The 25085-nt window shown below is 45.6% G+C and carries 23 protein-coding genes; all 23 read right to left on the bottom strand.

Translation table 11 applies throughout. The annotated features are described in order from the left end of the window. Position 1: 1 nt before the first annotated feature. The 23 genes from M3193_RS01940 to rimP all read right to left on the bottom strand — a co-directional run bounded on the left by M3193_RS01940 (position 2) and on the right by rimP (position 24877). Positions 2 to 1048 (bottom strand): ABC transporter permease, encoded by a 1047-nt coding sequence (locus M3193_RS01940; RefSeq protein WP_251627179.1) that lies wholly within the window; start codon positions 1046 to 1048, stop codon positions 2 to 4. After that, positions 1038 to 2597, bottom strand: a complete 1560-nt coding sequence (locus M3193_RS01935) for an ABC transporter ATP-binding protein (protein WP_251624074.1) — start codon at positions 2595 to 2597, stop codon at positions 1038 to 1040. The genes M3193_RS01940 and M3193_RS01935 overlap by 11 nt, the downstream gene beginning before the upstream one ends. Positions 2598 to 2757: 160 nt before the next feature. Continuing rightward, positions 2758 to 3816, bottom strand: a complete 1059-nt coding sequence (locus tag M3193_RS01930; protein WP_251624073.1) for a BMP family lipoprotein — start codon at positions 3814 to 3816, stop codon at positions 2758 to 2760. Positions 3817 to 3984: 168 nt separating this feature from the next. Beyond that, positions 3985 to 4713, bottom strand: a complete 729-nt coding sequence (locus M3193_RS01925; protein ID WP_251624072.1) for a GntR family transcriptional regulator — start codon at positions 4711 to 4713, stop codon at positions 3985 to 3987. Between the two features lie 161 nt (positions 4714 to 4874). After that, a complete protein-coding gene (locus M3193_RS01920) occupies positions 4875 to 7232 on the bottom strand; it encodes a DNA translocase FtsK (protein WP_251624071.1) in 2358 nt (785 codons plus the stop codon). Positions 7233 to 7345: 113 nt separating this feature from the next. After that, positions 7346 to 9013: a ribonuclease J gene (locus M3193_RS01915; protein ID WP_251624069.1), complete on the bottom strand. Its 1668-nt coding sequence runs from the start codon at positions 9011 to 9013 to the stop codon at positions 7346 to 7348. A 245-nt stretch (positions 9014 to 9258) separates the two neighbouring features. Next, positions 9259 to 10149: a 4-hydroxy-tetrahydrodipicolinate synthase gene (gene dapA / locus M3193_RS01910; RefSeq protein ID WP_251624067.1), complete on the bottom strand. Its 891-nt coding sequence runs from the start codon at positions 10147 to 10149 to the stop codon at positions 9259 to 9261. 86 nt (positions 10150 to 10235) lie between these two features. Beyond that, entirely contained in the window at positions 10236 to 11270 is a 1035-nt protein-coding gene (locus M3193_RS01905) for an aspartate-semialdehyde dehydrogenase (protein ID WP_251624065.1), read from the bottom strand. 173 nt (positions 11271 to 11443) lie between these two features. Further along, positions 11444 to 12028 (bottom strand): dipicolinate synthase subunit B, encoded by a 585-nt coding sequence (locus M3193_RS01900; RefSeq protein ID WP_251624062.1) that lies wholly within the window; start codon positions 12026 to 12028, stop codon positions 11444 to 11446. 12 nt (positions 12029 to 12040) lie between these two features. Further along, positions 12041 to 12820, bottom strand: coding sequence for a hypothetical protein (locus M3193_RS01895; RefSeq protein WP_251624060.1), 780 nt, complete (start codon positions 12818 to 12820; stop codon positions 12041 to 12043). Next, positions 12807 to 13082, bottom strand: coding sequence for a YlmC/YmxH family sporulation protein (locus tag M3193_RS01890; protein WP_251624057.1), 276 nt, complete (start codon positions 13080 to 13082; stop codon positions 12807 to 12809). Before M3193_RS01890 ends, M3193_RS01895 begins: the two co-directional genes overlap by 14 nt. An 81-nt stretch (positions 13083 to 13163) precedes the next feature. Then, entirely contained in the window at positions 13164 to 14393 is a 1230-nt protein-coding gene (locus tag M3193_RS01885; protein ID WP_251624056.1) for a M16 family metallopeptidase, read from the bottom strand. 85 nt (positions 14394 to 14478) lie between these two features. Then, on the bottom strand, positions 14479 to 16602 hold the full coding sequence (gene pnp, locus M3193_RS01880; RefSeq protein ID WP_251624053.1) for a polyribonucleotide nucleotidyltransferase: 2124 nt from the start codon (positions 16600 to 16602) through the stop codon (positions 14479 to 14481). A 142-nt stretch (positions 16603 to 16744) separates the two neighbouring features. Next, positions 16745 to 17014 carry a 30S ribosomal protein S15 gene (gene rpsO / locus M3193_RS01875; protein WP_251624051.1) on the bottom strand — a complete coding sequence of 90 codons (270 nt, stop codon included), beginning with the start codon at positions 17012 to 17014 and terminating at the stop codon, positions 16745 to 16747. Positions 17015 to 17419: 405 nt separating this feature from the next. Beyond that, a complete protein-coding gene (locus tag M3193_RS01870) occupies positions 17420 to 18367 on the bottom strand; it encodes a bifunctional riboflavin kinase/FAD synthetase (RefSeq protein ID WP_251624049.1) in 948 nt (315 codons plus the stop codon). An 11-nt stretch (positions 18368 to 18378) separates the two neighbouring features. Beyond that, a complete protein-coding gene (gene truB / locus M3193_RS01865; RefSeq protein WP_251624047.1) occupies positions 18379 to 19290 on the bottom strand; it encodes a tRNA pseudouridine(55) synthase TruB in 912 nt (303 codons plus the stop codon). An 83-nt stretch (positions 19291 to 19373) separates the two neighbouring features. Next, complete coding sequence (gene rbfA / locus M3193_RS01860; RefSeq protein ID WP_251624046.1) at positions 19374 to 19721, bottom strand: 30S ribosome-binding factor RbfA; 348 nt, start codon at positions 19719 to 19721, stop codon at positions 19374 to 19376. A 22-nt stretch (positions 19722 to 19743) separates the two neighbouring features. Then, complete coding sequence (locus tag M3193_RS01855; RefSeq protein WP_251624045.1) at positions 19744 to 20022, bottom strand: DUF503 domain-containing protein; 279 nt, start codon at positions 20020 to 20022, stop codon at positions 19744 to 19746. Next, positions 20019 to 22541 (bottom strand): translation initiation factor IF-2, encoded by a 2523-nt coding sequence (gene infB, locus M3193_RS01850; RefSeq protein WP_251624044.1) that lies wholly within the window; start codon positions 22539 to 22541, stop codon positions 20019 to 20021. Before infB ends, M3193_RS01855 begins: the two co-directional genes overlap by 4 nt. Beyond that, the gene (locus tag M3193_RS01845; RefSeq protein WP_251624043.1) at positions 22489 to 22863 is read right to left on the bottom strand and encodes a YlxQ family RNA-binding protein; all 375 of its coding nucleotides are present in this window, start codon (positions 22861 to 22863) and stop codon (positions 22489 to 22491) included. The genes infB and M3193_RS01845 overlap by 53 nt, the downstream gene beginning before the upstream one ends. Beyond that, positions 22860 to 23138: an RNase P modulator RnpM gene (gene rnpM, locus M3193_RS01840; RefSeq protein WP_251624042.1), complete on the bottom strand. Its 279-nt coding sequence runs from the start codon at positions 23136 to 23138 to the stop codon at positions 22860 to 22862. The genes M3193_RS01845 and rnpM overlap by 4 nt, the downstream gene beginning before the upstream one ends. Before the next feature lie 19 nt (positions 23139 to 23157). After that, positions 23158 to 24378 (bottom strand): transcription termination factor NusA, encoded by a 1221-nt coding sequence (nusA, locus tag M3193_RS01835; protein WP_251624041.1) that lies wholly within the window; start codon positions 24376 to 24378, stop codon positions 23158 to 23160. A 22-nt stretch (positions 24379 to 24400) separates the two neighbouring features. After that, entirely contained in the window at positions 24401 to 24877 is a 477-nt protein-coding gene (gene rimP, locus M3193_RS01830) for a ribosome maturation factor RimP (protein WP_251624039.1), read from the bottom strand. Positions 24878 to 25085 lie beyond the last annotated feature (208 nt).

The raw sequence follows: 25085 nt of genomic DNA, 5'->3' as shown, positions 1-25085 counted from the left end.
GTCATTTCGCCTCCTTTTTCTTATTCAACCGTTCCAGCCCAACCCGGATGATATATCCGCAAGCAACAAAGAAGATGATAAGTGCAATTACGATTGAAACGATTTCCAGTGGAATGCTCGCTGCATTCGGCATATTATTTGCTCCGTACTTCAATGAACCGAACAATGATGCACCGAAGATGACGCCGAGCGGTGAGTTGGCACCGAGTAATGCTACAGCGATTCCGTCAAACCCGATTCCAGTGAACCCTCCTTGGTTCGTCATGCTTCCAAACGTACCCAGACCTTCCATGGCACCGCCAAGACCTGCAAAAGCACCTGAAATGACCATGGACAAAATGATGTTTTTATTTACATTCATCCCTGCATAGTGGGAAGCGTTCTGGTTAAAACCGACCGATTTCAATTCGAAACCGGTTTTTGTCTTTTCTAGGATGAACCACATGACGACGACCATGGCAAGCGCCACGAAAATTCCGAAATGGAGAGTAGAGTAATCAGTCAAATTAGATAGGAATTCCGAGCGCAATGAAGCCGTCGGATGTATTTTATCCGTCTTGTAGCTTCCGCCGGATACGGTTTTGATTAATGCATTCACGACATGAAGTGCAATATAGTTCATCATGATTGTGACAATTACTTCATGGACACGTAATGTCGCTTTCAATATGCCGGGTACCAAGCCCCAAAGCGCTCCAGCCAATGCAGCAGCCAGTAGTGCGAATGGCAAGTGTATGTACATTGGCAATTCAAATGCAGCACCGACATATGCCGAAGCAAACCATCCAACCATGAGCTGTCCCTCTACACCGATGTTGAATAGCCCCGTACGAAATGCGAATGCAACTGCTAGACCCGCCAGGATATACGGGCTGATCTGCCGGATCGTTTCCCCGATTGCATAGCTATCTCCGAAAATACCATTCCATAATGCTATATAGCCGGCCACTGGATCGTAGCCGCTGAATAGCATGACGACTGCTCCTACGAGTAAACCCAGAATAATCGAAATGGCCGGCACTAAAATTTTAATTACTCTATTGGACATCTCGATCTGCACCTTCTTTCCGTTCATGTTTCCCTTTGTCATCCTTCGAATGCCCGGCCATTAACAGACCTAGCTCCTTTTCGGTCGTTTCCGATGGAATGACTGTATCGACGATTTGGCCATCATGGATGACGGCAATCCGGTCAGATACGTTCATGACTTCATCAAGCTCAAAGGAAATGAGGAAGACCGCTTTCCCTTTATCACGTTGTTCAATCAGCCTTTTATGGATGAATTCAATTGCCCCGACGTCCAAACCCCTCGTCGGCAAAGCCGCAATAAGCAAATCGGGATCACGTGAAACTTCGCGTCCGATAATCAGCTTTTGCTGATTTCCTCCCGACAAAGCCCGGGCAAGTTCATGCTCGCCTTGGGTTCTCACGTCATATTCTTCAATGATTTTCTTTGCTTTTTCCGCTACAACTTCATAATGCATGAGTCCATTTTTCGAAAATGGTGCGTGGTAATACTCCTGTAAGGCAGCATTGTAGCCGACAGAAAAGTCAAGTACAAGACCATGCTTATGACGGTCTTGCGGGATATGACCTAAACCGGATTCCGTTATTTTTCTCGTTTTCAATGACGTAATATCTTTGGAATTGATGGTGATCTTTCCACTCTTCACTTTGCGCAGGCCAGCAATTGCTTCAATTAATTCAGATTGCCCGTTGCCATCGATTCCGGCAAGGCCAACAATCTCGCCTTTTCGGACTGAAAGATTCAACCCTTTCACTTTTTCGACCCCTCTATAATCCAAGACAACAAGATTTTCGATGTTTAACACATCTTCTTGCGGATTTGCAGGACCTTTTTCCGTCTTAAATGTCACTTGCCTTCCGACCATCAACGTTGCAAGTTCTTCAGGATTCGTTTCTGACGTCACAACCGTACCGATCCCTTGTCCTTTTCGAATGACAGTAACACGGTCGGATACATCCATGATTTCTTGTAGTTTGTGGGTGATGATGATAATTGATTTTCCTTCGGTGATTAGTTTCTTCATGATTCCAATCAATTCTTGTATTTCTTGAGGAGTTAAAGAAGCCGTTGGTTCATCAAAAATAAGTATATTTGCACCACGATAAAGTGTTTTTAGAATTTCCACACGTTGTTGCATTCCGACCGATATATCTTCGATTTTTGCAAAGGGATCGACATTCAATCCATACGTCTTGGAAATCTCCGCTACTTTCTTTGCTGCATCTTTACTATTGACAATACCCATCTTTCTCGGCTCATTGCCTAAAATAATATTTTCGGTGACTGTCAAATTCTCGACGAGCATGAAGTGTTGATGAACCATACCAATACCAAGGTCGTTTGCAACGTTCGGACTCGTAATATTTACCTTTTTCCCATTGACGCGTATCTCTCCCTCTTCAGGTTGATACAGTCCGAACAACACATTCATCAAAGTGGTTTTCCCTGCGCCATTTTCACCTAGAAGCGCATGGATCTCACCTTTCCTCAATTGCAAGGTGATGTTGTCATTCGCCCGGAAATTACCGAATTGCTTTGTAATGTTCAGCATTTCAATGACATATTCCAATGGTTTCACTTCCTCGTATAATAGTTTCTCTTTATAGTTAGCTAGTAAAATGAACACAATAAAAGGTTCTTTTATGTGAAAAACCTTTTAGTCTGTCATTTTTCACCGTGCTTTTGTCACAACAAAGGCCGGACTGATCCGGCCTATGTCGTGTTTTTAATTACTTAGCAAACTCAGGCACTTCGATTTCACCTGAAGCAATTTTCTTCTTGAACTCTTCCACTTTATCCATTACATCTTGTGGAATTGCACCACGGGAATCAGCTAATGTTACACCGTCATCTTCAAGACCATATACTTTCGTTTCGCCGCCAGGAAATTTTCCTTCCTTAGCAAGCTCCGCAATGTCTTGAACCGCTACATCAACGCGTTTAAGCATTGAAGTTAACGTGATATTGTCATCGCCAACCTGACCTTCGTCATATTGATCGGAGTCAACACCGATAACCCATACGTAAGCATCTTTGTCAGCTGCTTTACGCTCTTTCGCCTCTGTGAATACACCGTTTCCTGTACCACCCGCTGCGTGGAAGATAATATCTACACCTGATGAATACATACGGCCAGCTTCCGCTTTTCCAAGCTCAGCTTTGTCAAATGCTCCAGTATATTTTACATCAACTTTAATATCCGGATTTACCGCTGCAACACCCGCAACAAATCCAGCTTCAAAGCGCTCAATAACAGGAATTTCCATACCGCCGACGAAACCGATCTTATCTGATTTTGTCATTAATGCAGCAGCAACTCCAGCAAGGAATGCACCTTCCTGTTCCTTAAACAGGATGCTTGCCACGTTCGGCTGATCAACGACACCATCGATGATTCCGAAGTTTGTATCAGCTTGTTGCTCAGCAATTGTATTGATCGCTTCTTCCATCATGAAACCGACACCGAAAACAAGATCGAAGTCACGACGGGTAAGCGCATTCAAGTTGGACGTGTAATCTGCTTCCCCTTTTGATTGGAGGTATGCATATCCGCCGTCGCCTTCACTCAAACCATTCGCTTCACCGAAATCTTTAATACCTTTCCAAGCGGATTGGTTGAACGATTTGTCGTCAATGCCGCCGACATCCGTGACCATTGCTAGTGAAAACTCTGATTCGTTTCCACCTTTGGAAGTTGTTGTTTTTTCTTTGTCTGTCCCGCATGCACCGAGTAATGTGCCTGCTGCTAGTACCAATGATAATGCAAGACCGTATTTACGTTTGCTCACCGATTGGACCTCCCTGTTTTTTATTTTGGTATTAAATATGACGAATGAACGTCTTAAATGCACACTTGAAAAGTATTCAGTCGGCAGCCAAAAAGACAGGCGATTGTTACAGTAGAACTTGTTGCCCACCATTCTCAGCTTGCTCCCCAACCCTTTCCAAAATGTACCTTATACCCTTTTGCGCACTACATGGAAGCTGAATTTATCAGCTCTGAAATAGTTTTTGGAGTAAAGGACCATTTCGCCTTCCTCACTGTAATGATGTTGAAGCAATACAAGGAGGGGGATGTCCACTCCACATCTTAATATGGAAGAAGCTTCGTCATCATAGCCGACAGGTTCGATGTTGGCGACAGCCTGAGCAATCCTAATCTGGCCTGATTTTTCAATCAAGTTGAAAATGGATTCGTTCAGAATGACATCCGATCCTCCGTGAAGATTTTTCGATAATACATGATCGATGCAATAAACTACGGGCTCGCCGTCTGCAGTCCTAACTCTTTTAATTGTAACAAGACTATCATTTTCATTGCATTCAAACTTGCCAATCATTTCATCGTTTGGGAGATTCTCTTGCACCTCCATAAAAATCGTGCCAGGAACCATTCCTGCATCACAGATCATGGAAGAGACGCTTGATAGCTGTTCGATGCCAGATGAAAATAATGGTCGCGGATTCACAAAAGTTCCGACACCGTGCTTTCTGATTATTACTTTTTCCTCTTCAAGGACACGGAGTGCTTCCCGAAGCGTCGCCCTGCTGACCCCAAGCGTTCTGGCAAGTTCAAATTCTGATGGGAACCTTTCGTTCTCCTTGAAGACACCGGTGTCGATATCTTCTTTCAGGCGCTCGATCACTTGGATATACAAATGCCTCTGGTCCGTTTTAACCACCATTAATATCCCCCCTCCCGATGAGGTAAGACATCTGATGTGTTACCCCATTTCTCAATCATCCATACTATATCATTTTACTACTCCAAAATAAACATCTGTTTTTCAAAAAAACTTGAAACTGTATGAATTCCATTTTAATTGTCCATCTTTTGTCATGTTTTTCACGCATGATAGTCCGAGTCGACGGAAGAAGTCAGGACTTGTCTCGGCTTGCTGCCCTCCGGAGGACCTACAACGCCTCTCATTTCCATTTGGTCAACAATTCGTGCCGCTCTAGAATAGCCGATGCGGAAACGGCGTTGCAGCATTGATACGGATGCGGTCTGCATTTCCATGACGAGTTGGACGGCATCATCATATAGTTCATCCGTCTCCTCATATGGCTGGACCTCTTCCACTTCTGTCGGTATCATTTCTTCCTGATATTGCGCCTTTTGCTGCTCAATGACAAAATCGACGACAGCCTCCACTTCCTGATCTGATACGAAAGCTCCCTGGACTCTGACAGGCTTGGATGCACCTGCAGGCAGAAACAGCATATCTCCGCGTCCAAGCAGCTTCTCTGCTCCGCCCCCGTCCAAAATCGTCCTTGAATCGACGGCGGAAGAAACAGCAAAAGCGATTCGTGAAGGGATATTCGCTTTAATGATACCTGTTATGACATCCACACTTGGGCGTTGTGTGGCGATGATCAAGTGTATTCCCGCAGCACGCGCCATTTGGGCAAGACGTGTAATAGAATCTTCCACATCACTAGATGCCACCATCATCAAGTCTGCAAGTTCATCGACAATAACAACAATGTACGGCATACGTGGATGTTTTTCTTCATTCTCCTCATTCCACTGTTCGATATGTTCATTGTATCCTTCAATGTTCCGAGTTCCTGTATGGGAAAACAGCTCGTACCTTCTTTCCATTTCGGAAACGACCTTCTTCAATGCCTGAGAGGCTTTCCGAGGATCCGTTACGACTGGAGCCAACAAATGCGGAACGCCGTTGTAGACATTCAATTCAACCATTTTCGGATCGATCATCATCATCTTTACTTCATGCGGCTTAGCGCGCATTAAGATGCTGATGATGATTCCATTAATGCATACACTCTTCCCGCTTCCTGTCGACCCCGCAACGAGGACGTGCGGCATTTTGTTCAATTCGGCCATCATTGCCTGGCCTGTCACGTCTCTGCCTAGAACGATACTCAGTTTAGAATCGGGTCGATTATTTTCCTTCGAATCGATCACTTCCCGCAGACTGACGATTGCAACCGATTTGTTCGGAACTTCTATTCCTACCGCAGATTTTCCGGGAATCGGTGCTTCTATTCTTATATCGCTCGCAGCGAGGGCAAGCGCGATATCGTCTGCCAGGCTGACAATCCTGCTCACCTTAACGCCTGTATCCGGCAGCACTTCGTATTTAGTCACAGCAGGCCCTAAATGGACTTGGGTAACTTTCGCTTTCACGCCAAAACTTAAAAACGTCCTCTCAAGCTTTTGCGCATTTGCGTGAATAGAGTCATATTCTGCAGATTGATCATTAGCTGGTGTTTGCTTCAGTAATGAAGGCGGTGGCAGAATATAAGAAACATTTTCTTCTTCTCCAGCTATGTTTGAATATGCAGGAACATCAGCGGCTTCCGCCTCAAATTCCGGCGATGCCTCCGCTGCTTTTTCGATAACCGCTGCATGCTCATCATTGGTCGCTGCCGGCTCAATCCGTTCGTTGAATGCGGAAATGATCGGTTTCGAATGGATTTCTTCCTGTTCCTCAACAGCGGCACCGGTCACAACCTCCACCCGTTCGTCCAAAACGGCAGGCGACTTTTTGGAACGCTTCGCCGTCCTTGAGAGTGCAGGTTCAATTTCTTTTTTAGGTTTTTTCGTTTCTTTCCGTTCCGTTTTAGCTTTCAATGAAGCGAGCAACTTGGGATATAGTTCCGCAATATATGGAACGAGTGCCTTTCCAGTGAGTAGAACAATACCTATCAACAACAGCAGGACTCCCGCTACTGTCGCTCCTGCCGAATCGAATAGCGAATGGAAGAGCGCAAATAGCAATGCTCCCGCCAGTCCTCCACCGAGGGTTCCGCTTCTCGATACAATCCCTTCGTTCGTCACAAGCACTTTCCACGTCTCTTTAAAAGCAGAGTTCGACATAAGCACTTTGCTCTCATAGAGTCCCTTGAACAAATAAATGTGGCTAAATAATAGCAAACTTGCCAGTATGAATAAGCTTCCTCCGACAATCCGGTTCTTCCAGCCGACCGCCTTCCGTTTCACCATAAAGAGCAACGCTTGTACGATCAACAGAAGGGGAATAGCTCCATGCCAATTCCCGAATAGCAGTCTTGTAAAAGAGGATAGACCTCTTCCTACGATGCCAAATTCAAAAATGATCATAATTGCAAAGCCGATCATCGTCAAACCGGCTACTTCGTACAGTAATGGATGGAGGCCTTCATTCTTCTTTCTGGAAGCGCTCGCCTTTCTTTTTTTCTTCGTTTTTTTAGACATGTAATTCCTCCTTTTGAAAAAAGGATTTCCCGCCGTCCGGTCGGCATGGAAATCCTTTTCTCAAGTTCTGTAGCTGTCCGTCATATCTCCGTCTTTATACCGTACAGACTAATTCAATACTCCATGATGATTGGAATGATCATCGGTCTTCTTTTCGTCTGTTGGAATAAATAGGAGCTTAGTGTATCGCGGATCTCTTGCTTTATGTTTGTCCATTCGAACGTATCTTTATTCACATACTTTTCCACAATCTTCCTTACAAGGTTCCTCGCCTCTTCGAGCAGTTCCTCGGACTCTCTTACATAGACGAAGCCACGGGAGACGATTTCGGGACCTGCAGCAATTCTCTTCTGTCTGCGGCTTAACGTTATCACTACAGTGAATATGCCATCTTGCGACAACAACTTCCTGTCCCGCAAAACGATATTGCCGACATCTCCGACCCCAATCCCGTCAATGAGAATATTTCCTGCTTGGACTCGGCCGCTCATTCTCATTTTGTCGTTTTTATATTCAACGATATCCCCTTTATCCGCAATGAAGATCTGGGATTTTTGCAACCCTACCTGTTGTGCAAGCTTAGAATGCGCAATCAGCATTTTATATTCGCCTTGGATTGGAATGAAATACTTCGGACGCATCAAATTCAACATCATTTTTAAATCTTCCTGGCTGCCGTGTCCGGATACGTGGACATTCTTCGAGGCAGTGAGGACGTTTGCCCCGGCTTTCGCCAACTCATTCGCCATCTGATACATGGACACTTCCATGCTAGGGGATGGTGTGAAGGTAATGAGGACTGTATCAGTCTCTTTGATTTTAATATCCTTATGGTGTTTGCGGACGATCTTTTCAAGCGCGTCAAGCGGTTCACCTTGATTGCCCGTTAAAATGATTACGATTTGATCATCGGAATACTTACCGATATCTTTTACGGATATGACCGTTTCTTCGTCAATTTGCAAATACCCTAACCGCATCCCGACTTCAAAATAGCTTTCCAGGCTCTTGCCTACGACAGCGACTTTCTTGCCTGTTTCCAGTGCTTTATCGAAGACCTGTTGAATTCGAATGAAATTGGATGCGTACAACGCAACGAGAATACGCCCTTCCGCACCATGGAAAGTATTTGACAACCGGTCTTCAATTACAGTTTCGGATGTTGTGTAGCCTGGTCGTTCCGCTTCATTTGAATCGGACATCAGAATGAAGACTCCTTCTTCGCCGAGAGCTGCCATTTTTGCGAAATCGGGACGATACTTCCCTTTTGCTGATTGATCGAATTTGAATTCTCCCGTATGGACGATTGCGCCTTCGCTCGTATGGAATACAATGCCAAGCGAATCAGGAATGCTATGCGTCGTATGGAAGAACGTTACATAGGTCTTTTTGAAATTCATCCTGCTTTTATTCGACACTTCAAAGAATTTCACGCCTGCTGGTGCCGGCATCTCTTTCAAATGCTCTTTGGCGAGTGCGAGCGTCAGCTTTGAGCCGTATACTGGAGCTTGAACTTTTTGTAGAAGATAGGCGATAGATCCGATTGCATCTTCATGTCCATGCGTCAGGAAAATCCCTTTAACCCGATCTTTATTTTCCTCGATATATGTCAGGTCCGGAATGACGATGTCAATGCCAAGCATTTCGCCTTCAGGGAACATGAGTCCCGCGTCGACGATGAATAGTTCGTCATCGATTTCGACAACGTACATCGCTTTTCCGATTTCCCCGACTCCTCCCAAGGGGATTACTTTTATAACTTCATTTTTTGTTTTTGCCACATTGTTTCCTCCTATACATTTTTTGAAAAAGACTGGTGTTGGATCATGAACCGTCTATGTATGTTTTTCTGGCGATTTTACTATGGGCGCCTATACTTCTTAGTGAAATTCCAACTGTCAATTTTCAATGATAACTGTTGTTTCTTGTTTGATGGTAACCCGTCCACAACGACTAAGTTTCATTATACGTGAGAATGACCCTACTACACAAACAAAAAAAGCCGGTGATTGCTACCGGCTTTGCTTTATTGAAAAACAAACTCGTTTTTTTTGAATTTATCCCATACTTCGTCGAAGGCAGCGGAGTCTTTTCCGAAAGCAGTCAACGGCATGCGCACGCCGCCCGTTTCAATCCCCAACTTGTTAAGGGCATATTTGACAGGGACAGGATTCGGTGCAGAAAACACAGCATGGAATAGAGGCAGCAAGGTTCTATGCATCGTTGCAGCCTTGGTCGTATTACCAGCTCTGAAGGCATTGATCATTTGTTGCATTTCAGCTCCTACGAGATGCGAAGCGACCGAAATGACTCCATCTCCGCCTATGGATAACAACGGCAATGTCAATGCATCATCTCCACTGTAAACTTTGAATGTTTTATCCGTTCCGGATATGATATCGGACATTTGATCGAGGCTGCCGCTCGCTTCCTTCACAGCCCGGATATTTTTTATTTTGGATAATTCAATGACGGTTTCCGCCTCCATATTGACCGCGGCTCTTCCAGGGATGTTATAGAGAAGAATAGGAAGGTCCGTCTCTTTTGCAATATGGGTAAAATGTGTGACAATCCCCTTTTGGTCAGGCTTATTATAATAGGGGGTCACGAGCATGATTCCGTCTGCACCAAGCTCATCTGCCTGTTTTGTCAACTTGATCGTTTCCGCGGTATTGAAGGTTCCTGTTCCTGCAATGACGGGAATCCTTTTTCCGACGATTTCAATTGCATATTTGAATAGTTCCGATTTCTCTTGATGATTTAACGTGGGAGATTCCCCCGTAGTACCACAGACGATTAAGGAATCCGTCCCCGTTGCGATCAAATGCTCGATCAGCTGTTCCGTCAAGTCAAAATCGATTGCTCCAGACTTAGAAAAAGGAGTGACCATCGCTGTTCCTATTTGTCCAAGTTCCAATCTGACCATTCCTTTTCATGGCTTTATGGTGAAGCAATTGCATCGGTCTTCCTGTGCCTGCTAATGGCATGGAACAACCGTTTCACTCAGTTTTTAATTAATTCCTCAGCAATTTGAACCGAATTCAGCGCGGCACCTTTCAACAAATTATCAGAAACGATCCACATATGGAAGCCGGCAGGGTGTTTCGGATCTTTCCGGATGCGGCCGACGAAGATCTCATCTTTCCCTTCAGCGAATAATGGCATCGGATACAATTGTGAAGACGGATCATCCTGGATGATAACACCCGGCGCATTTTCCATTGCTGAACGGATGTCGGCAACAGTAGCATTTTCGTCATCCGTTTCTATATACACGGATTCCGAATGCCCTGTAACAACAGGCAGCCGGACGCATGTGGCAGTCACAGCCATCTGTTGGTCGCCGAAGATCTTTTTCGTTTCGTTCATCATTTTTAATTCCTCTAACGTATACCCCGATTCATCAAAAGCATCGATTTGCGGAATGGCGTTGAATGCGATCGGATAATGGCGTTCCGCAGAAGCGCTTGGAAGCAATTCCGCTTTGATGTTTGCACGGTCCGTAATTTGCGTACTTTGCAGTTCAAGTTCATCGATCGCTTCGGCACCCGCACCTGAAACTGCCTGATACGTCGATACGATAATTCGGTTGATACCGAATTTTTCCTTGACCGGCTGAAGCGCCGCAACCATTTGAATCGTGGAACAGTTCGGGTTCGCAATGATTCCTGAATGGTTTTTCAATGTATGCGGATTCACTTCAGGCACGACGAGCGGAATGTTTTCATCCATCCTGAATGCGCTTGTATTATCAATGACGACCGCACCACGTTTTACCGCTTCAGGCGCAAACCTTTGAGAGATGGAACCTCCTGCACTGAAAAACGCAATATCGACGCCTTCAAAAGATTCTGGAACCGTTTCTTCGACGATATATGTTTGACCGCCGGCAGCAATCTCCAGTCCTGCCGAACGCTTAGAAGCTAGTAATTTAATCGATTTAACTGGGAAATTCCGTTCTAAAAGCTTTTCAAGGATTTTCGTTCCCACTGCTCCAGTTGCCCCAACAATTGCCACATTCAAATTTTCTCTATTCATCTCAATCTCCCTTTCATTTTAGGACCTCTGGATATATATACAGTGTATAGATTATTAATGCAAATGAAGACAATTTAATCTTTTGCATCAATAAAACCATATCCTGCGTCCTATAAGAGTTCATTTGAGAAAGTATATCATATTAGGAAGTTTTCTGCTTTGTAACTTTACTTTTATTTATGAATAATTAACAGTGGTTGTAATTGTTGGTGTTCGAGGGCGGCCGCCGCGGCGGGGACCATTAATGTAAAATCGGAGATTAATGAGTTCGGCTTATTGAAAGGATCATCTTGACCGAATGGAATGAAATATACATTCTTCATGTTCAATAACTTCATGATGTTAGGGCCATTCAATCCTAATGCGTCATTTGTTGAAATACCGAGCAGCACCGGGCTTCCATTCCGCAAGGTGGCTTTCGCAGCCATCAATACTGGTGAATCCGTTGCGGCATTGGCAAATTTACTGATGGAGTTTCCAGTCATCGGCGCAATGATCATGCAATCGACTGGGGAACTTGGACCGAATGGCTCAGCTCCTACTATTGTGGAGATGACTTTTTCGCCTGTTGCTTCTTCGATTCTCGCGATCCATTCCTCGCCTGTACCGAACCGTGTCGCAGCTGTGAGCACGGAATGCGTAATGACAGGGACGACTGTTGCCCCAGCTTCTTGCAAATCGCTAATAACGGGTAATATTTGGTCATACGTACAATGGGAAGCCGTAATACCAAGCCCTATTCTTTTCCCCTGTAGCATTTTTTTCCCCTTTCATCTACTATTCATCCTCAGCAACGCTTTGGACAAAGCCGTAGCTGCATCCGTGGGAAAGTGTTTTCCCGGCAATCCGAGGTGTATTGTATAGTATTCATCCGGGGAATTGTCCTTTAGGCATCCGGGCGCAGATGCTAAATCATATATGCGCAATGTTGAATCCACCTCGACTTCTAGCCATTTCGCGGGTATCGTGTTTACGAGGATCCCTTTTACCCCCATCGCTCCGGTCGGCAAGTGCATTGTGCGGTAGCCGATTGCTGCCGCTTCGCCAAGCTGCTCCACAGAACGCGCGACTACGGTTATAGAGGCTCCAAGCGAAGCCAGGACCGCCGCAGTCATTTTTCCGACTTTGCCGAATCCGGCGATATAGAAGTGTTCACCTGAAATACGTCGTTTTGAAGAAGGATAGTATTCAAGCAGGAATCCCTCAGCTGTCAAAACTGCATTTTCCCAGACGAATTCCACTTCCTTCAAATACGGACGGATGGTGAAACCTGCTTCCGAAAAAGGAGCGAGCCAATCACTAGCAGCTACTCCCGGATAAAGGACTGCCGATTTATTAATTTTATCAACCGGAATGGCACCTTCCATTTGCAGAATTGGAAATACGATATGATCAGGCGAGAATTCATCAAGGATGCAAGCTAACCGTGCCGAATAACTGTTTCCGTTATAATGGAACACATCATAGCCCTTCTCCCCCATTATTCGGCTGCATTCTGATAATCTAAGGTCCGTTCCAATGAATAACCACTTTCCGTCAATTATCGTCAATGTCAAATTCCCCCAGACTATAAGTTTTTCCAAATAGGATGCGATGTTCTCCAATTAATACGATTTCACTCCAAGGGATGAATTCCGAAGTCTCCTGCTCTTTGTTGCGGAATGGGAATCGGCCATATTTCTTTTTCACTTCGAAGCCGATGATCTCTCCCGTTTTTCGATTGAAGATTAAATCCGTATCTGCAAGAAATCCATAGCGGATGCCTTCCTCTACTTGAATAAGCTCTTTTTGCGCCATTTCAGATAGCAGCATATCCTTGCCCCCTTCTAATTGTCCTGACTTATCATATGATTCAGGGGAGGCAAAGCTGCACATTCCTACAATGTGATTCCTTCACCGATTTTTAGGTGCGATAATTGAAATCGCTCGGTCATGGGCAAACGTTTCACATGCGATTCGATTAACATTGTTGAGCTTCACATTGTCGATTAGTTCGACAACTTCTTCAATTGTCTTATGCTCTGATAAAATCAGTTCGTTCTTTCCATTCCGGTGCATTCTCGATTCCGAACTTTCAAGGCCAAGCAGGAAGCTGCCTTTCAATTGCTCCTTCGCATTATGCAATTCCTTCTCCGTAACCCCATCCGATACAATTTCACCAATGAGCTGATCCATCGTGGATACCATCTCCTCCAAATGTTCAGGTCCGGTACCCCCGTAAATGACGAATGAGCCCGTTGCCAAGTAGGATGAATAATAGGAGTACACGGAATAAGCAAGCCCTTTCTCCTCCCGTATCTTTTGGAACATCCGGGAAGACATCGTGCCACCGACAATGCTATCCAGCAGAATCAGATCATGGAGCCTGTCATCAGAAAGGGCCAAGCCGGGGTAACCGATGCAAATATGCGCCTGTTCAATTTCTTTGTATTTCATTGTGTTTCCGCTATGGAAAATAGGATATGATCCTTCATTCGTTTCTGTCATGTTACCGCCAGTTGCGTATGAATTGAACAGGCTATCGATGAAACCGATTAATTTATCATCATAATTTCCAGCAATTGAAATGACGATATTATCAGCAGTGTAATGCTTTGAGATATAACGCTCGATCATTCCCTTATCAAATCGTTCAATCGTTTCCTTTACTCCGCCGATAGATTTTCCTATCGGATGCTTCGGATACATGACAGACCAAAGACGTTCATCGACATCATCATCAGGTGTATCTTCCACTGATGCAATTTCATCCAAGATTACGGATTTCTCCCTTTGCATGTCTACTTCATCGAACCGCGAATTAAAAAACATGTCCGCCATAATTGTCAGCGCTTCTTCTGCATGATGATCAAGCACCGTTGTATAATAGCAAGTCATCTCTTTGGACGTGTAAGCGTTTATATCCCCGCCCATCCCGTCGAATTGTTCCGCTATCATTTTTGCAGTGCGCGTTTTCGTTCCTTTGAACAGCATATGTTCGATAAAGTGGGAGAGCCCCCATTCCTTTTCCGTCTCATTGATGGAACCGGCTTTTATAAATAGGCCGATTGCCAATGAGCGAACATAAGGCATCTTTTCATGGATGATTCTAATGCCGTTATGGCTGATTTCTTTTTGTATCAATTTTTTACCCCCGTTTAAAAGAATAAAAAGCCTCCATCTTCACGCCATCGTAAAGAGGGGCTTTCCATTATAGTATGCTAATCAGTTATTCGTTCTTCCCTTTTTCAGCCGCTTCTTTCTCTTCTTTCAAAACGACTTTGCGGGAAAGGTTTACACGACCTTGATTGTCGATCTCGATGACTTTCACTAGAAGTTCATCGCCCATCTTCAATACATCCTCAACAGCCTTCGTACGCTCTTCCTGAATTTCAGAAATATGGAGAAGTCCATCTTTACCAGGGAAGATCTCTAGGAATGCACCGAATTTCTCAATCCGTTTCACTTTTCCTAAATGATACTCTCCGACTTTTGCTTCACGGACAATGTTTTCAATCATCGCCTTCGCTTTTTCATTCATGTTCGAATCAGGAGAAGAGATGTAAATCGTTCCATCTTGTTCAGTGTCGATTTTAACATTCGTTTCCTCAATGATTTTATTGATCACTTTTCCGCCAGGTCCGATGACATCACGGATCTTGTCAGGATTGATACGGATCATGATGATTTTCGGAGCATATTGTGAAAGTTCTTCACGCGGCGTGGAAATTGTCGATATCATATGTTCAAGGATGTGCATCCGTCCGATTTTCGCTTGAGTTAATGACTCTTCCAAAATTTGACGGGATAGTCCTTCGATTTTAATATCCATTTGCAAAGCTGTAATTCCTTTTTCAGTTCCAGCCACTTTAAAGTCCATGTCGCCGAGATGGTCTTCCATCCCTTGGATATCGGAAAGGACGGAATAGTTGTCCCCTTTTTTCACAAGTCCCATTGCGATTCCCGCGACTGGAGCTTTGATCGGGATGCCCGCATCCATCATTGCCATTGTAGAGGCGCAGATTGATGCTTGGGAGGATGAACCGTTCGACTCCAATACTTCCGCTACGAGGCGAATCGTGTATGGGAACTCCTTCTCGTCGGGAATGATTGCCTCCAGTGCTCGTTCACCTAAAGCGCCGTGACCGATTTCACGACGGCCTGGTCCACGGATTGGGCCAGTTTCCCCTACGCTGAAGTTCGGGAAGTTGTAGTGATGCATGAATCTCTTCGATTCTTCAAGTCCGAGACCGTCGATAATTTGAACTTCACCAAGAGCCCCTAATGTACAAACGCTTAGCGCCTGAGTTTGTCCACGTGTGAACAATCCAGAACCATGTGTACGCGGCAAAATGCCTACTTCAGTGGAAAGTGGACGAATTTCATCCAAACCACGGCCATCAGGACGGACTTTTTCATCAGTGATGAGTCGGCGGACTTCTTCTTTAACAAGATGATCCAATATATTCTTCACTTGCTTCATCGTCTCTTCGTCTGACTCTTCATTTGTATAGTATTCCATCACTTCATTTTTCACAGTAGTAATCGCTTCTTCACGAGCGTGCTTCTCTTCCGTCTGGATCGCATTGATCAGATCGTTCTCACACTTGTCCCTCACCTCAGCCAACAGATCTTCGTCAAGTTGGAATAAAGTGATTTCCATCTTTTCCTTGCCTACTTCAGCAATGATCTTCTCTTGGAGTTCAATCAGCTGGATGATCTGTTCATGACCGAACATGATTGCTTCGAGAATGATATCCTCGGCAACTTCCTTCGCGCCTGCTTCAACCATGTTGATGGCATCTTTTGTCCCAGCCACAACAAGGTCAAGTTCACTCACTTCCAATTGTTCAGGAGTCGGATTCACGATGAATTGTCCATCGATTCGGCCGACTTGTACGCCTGCAATCGGTCCTTCAAACGGTATGTCGGAAATCGACAAAGCGAGTGATGATCCAAGCATAGCTGCCATTTCGGAAGAACAATTTTGATCGACTGACATGACGAGTGAAATGACTTGCACGTCATTTCGGAATCCATCCGCGAACAACGGGCGGATCGGGCGGTCAATGAGACGGCTTGTTAATACAGCCTTCTCTGAAGGACGTCCTTCACGTTTGATGAATCCGCCAGGGATCTTTCCTACAGCATAGAGTCTTTCCTCATAGTTAACTGTCAGCGGGAAGAAATCAAGCGCTTTCGGTTTTTTCGAAGCGGTCGCTGTAGATAGGACTGTTGTATCTCCGTATCTGATCAGCACAGCGCCGTTCGCTTGTTTCGCAAGCTGGCCCGTTTCAATCGTTAACGGTCTCCCAGCCCATTCAAATGAATAAACCTTTTTTTGTTCTGTCATTATGGTACCCCTCTCTAATTTCAAACATGGATAGCATACGAAGTATGTATTACGTAGTAGTGTATCAAAAAAGAAGGACATATGCGAAAAATATCATTCAATAAAAAAAAGCGGGCAAGGCCCGCTTTTCGTATACATCTTATTAACGGCGAAGGCCGAGTTTAGCAATAAGATCACGGTAACTTTGAACTTCAGTTTCGCGTAGGTATTTAAGCAACTTACGACGACGACCGATCATTTTTAAAAGTCCACGACGTGAGTGGTGGTCTTTCTTATGAGTGCTCAAGTGAGCGTTCAAATTGTTGATCTCTTCAGTAAGGATAGCGATCTGTACATTAGCAGATCCAGTATCGTTTTCATGAGTTTTGAATTCGTTGATCAATTCATGTTTACGTTCTTGTGTAATAGCCATCCTTTTCACCTCCTAATAATGAAATATCCCCAAATCCCGAGCAAACGTTGGTGATTCGAATTGCCAAGGAAAGGTTAGTGCTGTTGCACTGATTTATCATAACATGAGCGGATTACGGATGCAACTAAGAAGTCCAGTTTGAACCGCTACTTTCCGTTCCGGGCGGAAGCTTTCCGGGGGCATGGCTTCAGCCAATCGAACCACGCAGAGTTCGATTGGCCGTATTTCTGCGCTTTTTGCAGAAATTAAGGCATCCGATCTACTAGGTTCCTGCTCCCTTAAGGTCGCAGAAAACATTGCTCGTAACGCTTCGCTTTTACTCGCAAACGCCGTTCTACGTTACGGCGCTTGCTAATCCCCCAGGAGTCGCCGCCCTTCACTCCAAGTAGCTAGGATCACTATTTATTAGTTCATCTCGTTTAGTAAATGCTTGGCGGTTTCCTTGTCCTTCCCTATTTGTTCAATCAGTTCGTCAACTGAATTGAATTTTTGTTCTGGGCGGATGCGGGCGATCCAGTCGACTGCTGCTTCTTTACCGTACAAGTCGGCATTGAAATCGAGAACGTGGACTTCTACGCTTGTCTTCACTTTAGCGGGGTCGTGGAAGGTAGGTTTTACCCCGACATTGCATACGCCTTTATATGATTGTCCATCAATGGTGAATAGGACAGCGTAAACCCCGTTTGCAGGCAGGATTGTATCTTCGTCAATGGATACGTTTGCCGTTGGAAAGCCAAGCAGTCTGCCTCTCTTTTCACCGTCAATGACAGTACCGACTGTTCTGAACGGTCTTCCGAGCAATGAAGCGGTCTTTTCGACGTCCCCCTCGGAGAGATGTTTGCGGATCCGGGTGGATGAGATCTTTTCATCAGAATCGGTCACTTTTTCGATGATCGTCGTGCCATATTCACCTTCCGATAGAGCCGCCATCTGTTCCATCGTGCCGACGCCTTTTGAGCCGAAAGTGAAGTCGAATCCGGCGGTGACATGCTTGATTCCTAGGTCTTTAATGAATATTTCAATGAATCTCTCCGGAGAAAGGGATGCAAGATCCCAGTCAAATGCCACAATAAAGAGGGCATCAATTCCCATTTCTTCCAAGAGACGCGTTTTTTCAGGATACTTGGTAATGTAACCGATTTTTTCTCTGCCCTTGCCAAACAGGTGTGATGGATGAGGGTCGAACGTCATAACGGCGGAACGGATTCCTAATTGTTCCGCTTTGGCTTTCGCTTCTTTTATCACTGTTTGATGACCTTTATGCAAGCCGTCGAAAAAACCGATGGCTAGCGAAAAAGGACCTTTATCATCGATAGTTGTTTGAGATGGATAGTGCAAATGGTAAATTTCCATGAGATTCTCCCCTACTGATTGAATGGAAACATCTTATCAGGTTTCATCAATCCTTCTTTTGTCGGATGCTTGCAATAGATGGCAATCGCCTTTTCCAATTTCGTAAAAACGATGGCCTCCCTAACTGCTAATGAAGGATGCTGCGGTAACACTTGTCCGTTTATTATCTTACCATATAAATCATCGTCAATTTCGACGAATTCAAACTCGGCAAGCGCTTCTTCAAGCGGCCGGATATGTTGTCCGAGAGTGCTTTGAGCTTTCCGTTCAGCCACTTCCTCTAGCGTCAAACAATCATCTTGACGGAAGTTTCCGGAAGCTGTTCGGACTAAAGTCGCCATATGTGCGGGGTATCCAAGCTTCTCTCCGATTTGTACGGATAATGTTCTGATATATGTTCCTTTTCCGCATGCAATCCGGATTACGAACTGGATCTCTTCCCCCTCGAACGACTCCCGTTCGTCGAGCAATTCGATGTCGTATATATGTACTGTTCGTTCAGGTCTTTCAACTTCGATACCTTTTCTTGCGTATTCGTACAGCCTCTTGCCATTCACTTTTACAGCGGAATACATCGGCGGTATTTGAACAATCTCGCCGGTCAGCTGCTCAAGTACTTGAAGAATAGCTTCCCTGCTTATTTTTTTATAGGAATTGTCCCCTGAGACGATTGCGCCTTCTGCATCCTCCGTTTCAGTTGAAGTGCCGATTGAAACGGTCGCAATATACTCCTTTCCTGAATCAGTGATATATTCCGCAACTTTTGTTGCTTGTCCAAGACATATCGGCAGGACGCCTTCCACGTTCGGGTCAAGTGTCCCGGTATGCCCAACTCTCTTCATGCCTAAGATTTTCCTGAGCTTGAATACGCAATCATGCGAAGTCATCCCTTTTTGTTTCCATAAAGGTAGAATTCCATCCATATACATCCTCCTCATTTTAACTTTAGTAAGCAAAATGGAGGAAGCCGGAAAGTCCATTTGGACGCCGACTTCCTCCATTTCATTCATTCTTCTTCACTGTTCACTTGACGAAGCAGTGATTCGATACGATTCCCGTATGCGACAGAATCATCAAATGCAAATTCGATCTCAGGTGTCTTCCTGAGTCTGATCCGCTGCCCGATTTCCGTACGGATAAACCCTTTTGCTTTCGTCAGGCCGGCAAGAGTCGCCTCTTTTTCTGCTTCATTTCCAAGTACTGAAATGAAAATTGTCGCCTGTTGAAGATCGCCTGTCACTTCAACGTCCGTCACAGTGACGAAGCCGATGCGAGGGTCTTTCAATTTTTGGCCGATGATTCCACCTAATTCTTTCTTCATCTGTTCAGCAACACGATTCGCACGCATAGACATGGATGGTCACCCCGATTCCGTATCAATAGTAGTCAAGTATCATTTCTGTCATTTCCCATTCCGGATTCGATTCCAAAAAGCGAATGGCTCTTCTCGTCTCCCCTTCGGCAGCTTCTTTTAGGGACGCAACCGAAACGAGAGCGATTGTTGTTCTTTGCCACAAGTCTTGATGATCGATTTCGGCGATGGAGACGTTGAATTCATTTTTCACACGATCTGTCATTCTTTTCAAGACGGATCGTTTGCCTTTCAACGAATGGACGTCAGGGATGAAGAATGTGCATTCCGCATAGACGATCATGCCCGTTTAATTTCCTCCATGATGAAGGCTTCAAAGATGTCGCCTTCTTTAATATCATTGAAGTTCTTTACGGTAATTCCGCATTCATAGCCTCTTGCGACTTCTTTCACATCGTCCTTGAACCTTTTCAATGTGTCGAGTTCGCCTTCGAAGATTACAATATTATCACGTAGGACACGTACGCCTGCGTCACGGGTGATTTTGCCTTCCGTCACATAGCTTCCTGCAATCGTTCCGATCTTCGAAACTTTGAACGTTTCACGTACTTCAGCTTGACCGATCACTTTTTCTTCATACTCAGGATCTAACAAGCCTTTCATTGCGGATTCGATTTCCTCGATCACCTTATAGATGACACGGTGCAATCTGATATCGACGCCTTCTGCTTCAGCCGCACGTTTAGCATTGACATCCGGACGGACGTTGAAACCAATGACGATTGCATTGGATGCTGCCGCTAAGGAAATATCCGATTCGTTGATGGCGCCTGCTCCGGTATGGATGATCCGGACATTGACACCTTCAACTTCGATCTTCATAAGGGAAGCTGCCATCGCTTCAACTGTTCCTTGAACGTCAGCTTTGACGATAAGGTTCAATTCCTTCATTTCCCCTTGTTTCATCTGATCGAATAAGTTATCGAGCGTTACACGAGTTTTCTCGCCGCGTTGCTCCTGCAATGCATCGCCTGCGCGCGATTCGGCAATTTGTCGGGCTGTCTTTTCGTCTTCGAAAACGACAAAACGGTCGCCCGCTTGCGGTACATCGCTAAGGCCTGTAATTTCGACCGGCGTAGATGGACCAGCTTCCTTCACCCGGCGGCCAAGGTCGTTGATCATTGCACGAACCTTACCGAAAGTGTTTCCAACGACGATTGGATCACCTACACGAAGCGTTCCATCCTGGACGAGAAGTGTTGCGACAGAACCTCTTCCGCGGTCCAATTGTGCTTCGATGACTGAACCTTTTGCACGGATATTCTTGCTTGCTTTCAATTCCGCGACTTCCGCCACCAACAAGACCATTTCTAATAGCTGATCGATTCCTTCACCTTTTAAAGCGGAAATCGGTACGAAGATTGTATCGCCGCCCCATGCTTCAGCTAATAAGCCATGCTCTGTCAGCTCTTGCATGACCCGGTCAGGATTCGCAGTTGGTTTATCCATTTTGTTTACAGCTACGATAATCGGCACTTCAGCCGCTTTCGCGTGGTTGATCGCTTCAATCGTTTGAGGCATGACACCGTCATCAGCTGCAACGACAAGAATCGTAATGTCTGTCACTTTTGCTCCACGTGCCCGCATTGTTGTAAATGCTGCGTGGCCAGGAGTGTCCAGGAACGTGATTTTCTTGCCATCAGCGTTGATCTGATAGGCGCCGATATGCTGTGTGATTCCGCCAGCTTCCCCTTGAGTCACTTTCGTATCACGGATTGAATCGAGAAGCGTCGTTTTACCATGGTCAACGTGCCCCATGATTGTTACGACAGGAGGACGCTCTGTCAATTCCGCTTCTGTCTCCTCAGATTCCTCGAAGTAAATTTCAAGATCCGTCACATCGATGCGGATTTCTTCTTCCACTTCCACTTCATATTCCGCACAAATCAACTCGATTGCATCTTTATCCAACTCTTGGTTGATCGTCGCCATGACGCCCAACATAAATAGCTTTTTGATGATTTCAGATGGTTCCCTGCCAAGTTTGTTCGCAAGTTCACCGACTGTAAGTGATTCATAAAAGGTGATTTTTTCCGGCAATGGCTTTTCCACTTTCGGCATTGGTGCCGGACGATGTCTCCTGCGCCCTTGGTTAATGCCGCGTGCAGGTGGTCTTCCGCCGCGTCCAGCCGGGCGGTTGCCGCCTTGAGCACCTTGTCCCGGACGTTGACCGCCCTGAGTCGACGGACGGTTGCCTGCTTGCGCCCCTTGGCCGGTACGTTGACCGCCTTGGGATGACGGACGATTGCCGCCTTGAGCGCCTTGACCTGGGCGCTGACCGCCTTGGGATGCCGGACGGTTGCCGCCTTGAGCGCCTTGTCCTTGATGTTGGCCTCCTTGTGCCGGACGGTTGCCGCCTTGAGCGCCCTGTCCTTGACGTTGGCCTCCTTGTGCCGGACGGTTGCCGCCTTGAGCGCCTTGTCCTTGACGTTGGCCGCCTTGTGCCGGACGGTTGCCGCCTTGAGCGCCTTGTCCTTGACGTTGGCCGCCTTGTGCCGGACGGTTGCCGCCTTGAGCGCTTTGTCCTGGGCGTTGGCCGCTCTGTTGCTTGTTGTTCTGGCTATTGCCTGTTGGACGTGGCGAATTTGCAGCTGGCTTCCGGTCATTTTGTCCATTTCGAGGCTTGTCGGATGGAGTAGAACCGCCTTTACCAAAGCGTTGATCCAATTTTGATGTCGCATCTCTATCAAGCATCGACATATGGTTTGTTACATTCACATTCATTTTCCCAAGCTCTTCGATGACTTCTTTACTCGTCCGATTCACTTGTTTCGCGTATTCGTGTACACGTATCTTCGTCATTAGCCCACCCCCGGTTATATTCGTTGAGGAGCCCGGATAATTTTCCGGCGAAGCCGGCATCCGTTAACGCGAGTACGACCCGCGACTCTTTTCCGATTGCATGGCCGAGAGCTTCCCGGCTCCCGAACACATGCTTCTCAACGTTGTAGAAATTACATTTATCGTTCACTTTTTTCTGTGTGTTTTTTGAAGCATCTTCAGAAACGATGACTAAGCGAGCATTGCCCGAACGCACTTCTTTGACGACCAGCTCTTCGCCGGTGATCAGTTTCCGGGCCCTCGCAGCCATTCCTAACAATTGAAAGATTGCTGTAGGATTCATTTCAATGCCTCACGACGGATTGCATGCAGAAGATCATCAAAGACTTCTTCAGGCACCGATGTTCCAAGCTGGCTTTCAATCGATCTATTGCGTTTCGCAGTTTCAACAGCATTTTCAGTTTTCGATACATATGTACCACGTCCTGATTTTTTGCCTGTCAGATCAACCGAAACTTCACCTTCTTTAGTGCGGACAATGCGGATCATTTCCTTCTTCGGCAACATCTCTCCTGTCGCAGCACATTTACGCAAAGGTATTTTCTTTTTGCTTGTCATGGGCAGTCATCCTTTCAACTCAATTGTCTTCGTCTGTTTCCGAATATAAATCGATTGTTTCGAGATCGGATTCATCATCCGGTTCATTATCTAAATACGGATCCTCATTATATGCATCATTTCCATTTTCGGCAACGGCATATACATCCTCTTCAAATAGCCGTTCTCCGGCCGTTTGATCGGTGGCAGACGGATAGATGCCGAGTTCACGGGCATCCGTTTCGCTTTTGATATCGATTTTCCATCCAGTCAATTTGGCGGCCAAACGGGCATTCTGTCCACGTTTCCCAATCGCTAGCGACAACTGGTAGTCCGGCACTACAACTGTTGTGGATCTGTCTTCTTCATTCACTTGCACGTCCAACACTTTGGATGGGCTCAATGCATTCGCCACGAAGATGACAGGGTCCTCGGACCATTCCACGATATCGACCTTTTCCCCGTTCAATTCATTAGAAATGGATTGGACCCGGGCACCTCTGGATCCGACGCAGGAACCTACGGGATCGACTTCCTCATTGTTCGTATGAACTGAAATTTTCGATCGGTCACCCGCTTCCCTGGCAATCGATTTGATTTCAACTGTTCCATCGTAGATTTCCGGAACTTCCATTTCGAACAGCCGACGCAGAAGTCCTGGATGCGTACGGGAAACAAACACTTGAGGCCCTCTTGAAGTGCGCTCAACTTTTGTAATATAGACCTTGATGCGGTCATGAGGTTTGTAGGATTCTGTAGTGATCTGTTCACTCGAAGGCAGCACGGCCTCCACTTTCCCAAGCCCTACATATAGATTCCTTGCGTCCAGGCGCTCTACGATCCCATTAACGATGTCGTCTTCCCGATCCACATACTCATCATAAATCAGCCCACGTTCAGCTTCACGAACACGCTGCGTAACAACTTGCTTGGCAGTTTGTGCTGCAATGCGTCCGAAGTCACGCGGCGTCACTTCTTCTTCGACGACATCTCCGAGTTCGTAGGCTGGGTTGATGGCTAATGCGTCTTCGAGTGCGATTTGAAGTCTCTCGTCTTCCACTTCTTCCACGACATCTTTACGGGAATATACTTTCATCGTCCCTTTTTCCAAATTCAAATCGACGCGCACGTTTTGCGCCTGGTTAAAGTTTCTTTTATATGCGGTAACAAGTGCCGCCTCAATTGCTTCCACAATGACATCCCTTGAAATGCCTTTCTGCTTTTCAAGTGCCGTCAATGCATCGAGTAGATCACTACTCATAATTAATCACTCCTATATTCAATTATGCGGAAAAATCGATTGCTAGTCGTGCAAATGCAATTTTTTCCTTGTCAATTACGACTTGCAACTTCCGTGTCTTGATGCGGATTTCAACTTCTGCAGCATCAGGACCATAAGAAAGCAAGTATCCTTCAAACTCTTTCATTCCGTTGATCGGTTCATACGTCTTAATGAATACATATTGCCCAATCGCTTTTACAAAATCCTCTTCTCTTTTAAGCGGACGTTCGGCGCCGGGTGAGGAAACCTCAAGGAAATAGTTCTGGGGGATTGGATCAGTACGGTCCAGTTCTTCGCTAAGCCTTTCGCTGACGAGTGCACACTGCTCGATATCGATATTCCCTTCCGGCGTATCGATATAAACCCGTAAAAACCAGTCCCTTCCTTCCTTCACAAATTCAACATCAACTAATTCCAACGTAAGGTCATTCACTATCGGACTGACGAGCTTTTCAACTTCTTCTGTAATTTTACTCATCATAACCCTCCCGAAATTTGATTGAAACTTGTCTTATACGAATAAACAACAGAAAAGAGCGGGAAATCCCACTCTTTTTTCGCAAGACATATAGCAAAAGTTGCTCCAATTGTACCATCTACTGGGTGTCATTGCAAACAATCTGCAAAAGCGAAGGGCGCCTGCCTAGCAAAGGTCCGCAGTCTAAGTGCGCCGCGTCCTGCGGCAA

The organism is Sporosarcina luteola (assembly GCF_023715585.1).
GTDB classification, from domain to species: domain Bacteria; phylum Bacillota; class Bacilli; order Bacillales_A; family Planococcaceae; genus Sporosarcina; species Sporosarcina luteola_D.
Note: the sequence above shows the minus strand (reverse complement) of the source record. Positions and strands in the feature narration are given on the sequence as shown.

Coding starts and splice junctions, on each gene's coding strand:
- rnpM (WP_251624042.1), bottom strand. CDS start 23,138: ATGACAAGCAAAAAGAAAATACCTTTGCGTAAATGTGCTGCGACAGGA.
- M3193_RS01905 (WP_251624065.1), bottom strand. CDS start 11,270: ATGAATAGAGAAAATTTGAATGTGGCAATTGTTGGGGCAACTGGAGCA.
- infB (WP_251624044.1), bottom strand. CDS start 22,541: ATGACGAAGATACGTGTACACGAATACGCGAAACAAGTGAATCGGACG.
- pnp (WP_251624053.1), bottom strand. CDS start 16,602: ATGACAGAACAAAAAAAGGTTTATTCATTTGAATGGGCTGGGAGACCG.
- M3193_RS01870 (WP_251624049.1), bottom strand. CDS start 18,367: ATGGAAATTTACCATTTGCACTATCCATCTCAAACAACTATCGATGAT.
- M3193_RS01845 (WP_251624043.1), bottom strand. CDS start 22,863: ATGAATCCTACAGCAATCTTTCAATTGTTAGGAATGGCTGCGAGGGCC.
- M3193_RS01900 (WP_251624062.1), bottom strand. CDS start 12,028: ATGCTACAGGGGAAAAGAATAGGGCTTGGTATTACGGCTTCCCATTGT.
- M3193_RS01940 (WP_251627179.1), bottom strand. CDS start 1,048: ATGTCCAATAGAGTAATTAAAATTTTAGTGCCGGCCATTTCGATTATT.
- rimP (WP_251624039.1), bottom strand. CDS start 24,877: ATGAGTAAAATTACAGAAGAAGTTGAAAAGCTCGTCAGTCCGATAGTG.
- M3193_RS01925 (WP_251624072.1), bottom strand. CDS start 4,713: ATGGTGGTTAAAACGGACCAGAGGCATTTGTATATCCAAGTGATCGAG.
- truB (WP_251624047.1), bottom strand. CDS start 19,290: ATGGATGGAATTCTACCTTTATGGAAACAAAAAGGGATGACTTCGCAT.
- M3193_RS01855 (WP_251624045.1), bottom strand. CDS start 20,022: ATGATCGTCTATGCGGAATGCACATTCTTCATCCCTGACGTCCATTCG.
- M3193_RS01890 (WP_251624057.1), bottom strand. CDS start 13,082: ATGCTGCTATCTGAAATGGCGCAAAAAGAGCTTATTCAAGTAGAGGAA.
- rbfA (WP_251624046.1), bottom strand. CDS start 19,721: ATGTCTATGCGTGCGAATCGTGTTGCTGAACAGATGAAGAAAGAATTA.
- M3193_RS01920 (WP_251624071.1), bottom strand. CDS start 7,232: ATGTCTAAAAAAACGAAGAAAAAAAGAAAGGCGAGCGCTTCCAGAAAG.
- nusA (WP_251624041.1), bottom strand. CDS start 24,378: ATGAGTAGTGATCTACTCGATGCATTGACGGCACTTGAAAAGCAGAAA.
- rpsO (WP_251624051.1), bottom strand. CDS start 17,014: ATGGCTATTACACAAGAACGTAAACATGAATTGATCAACGAATTCAAA.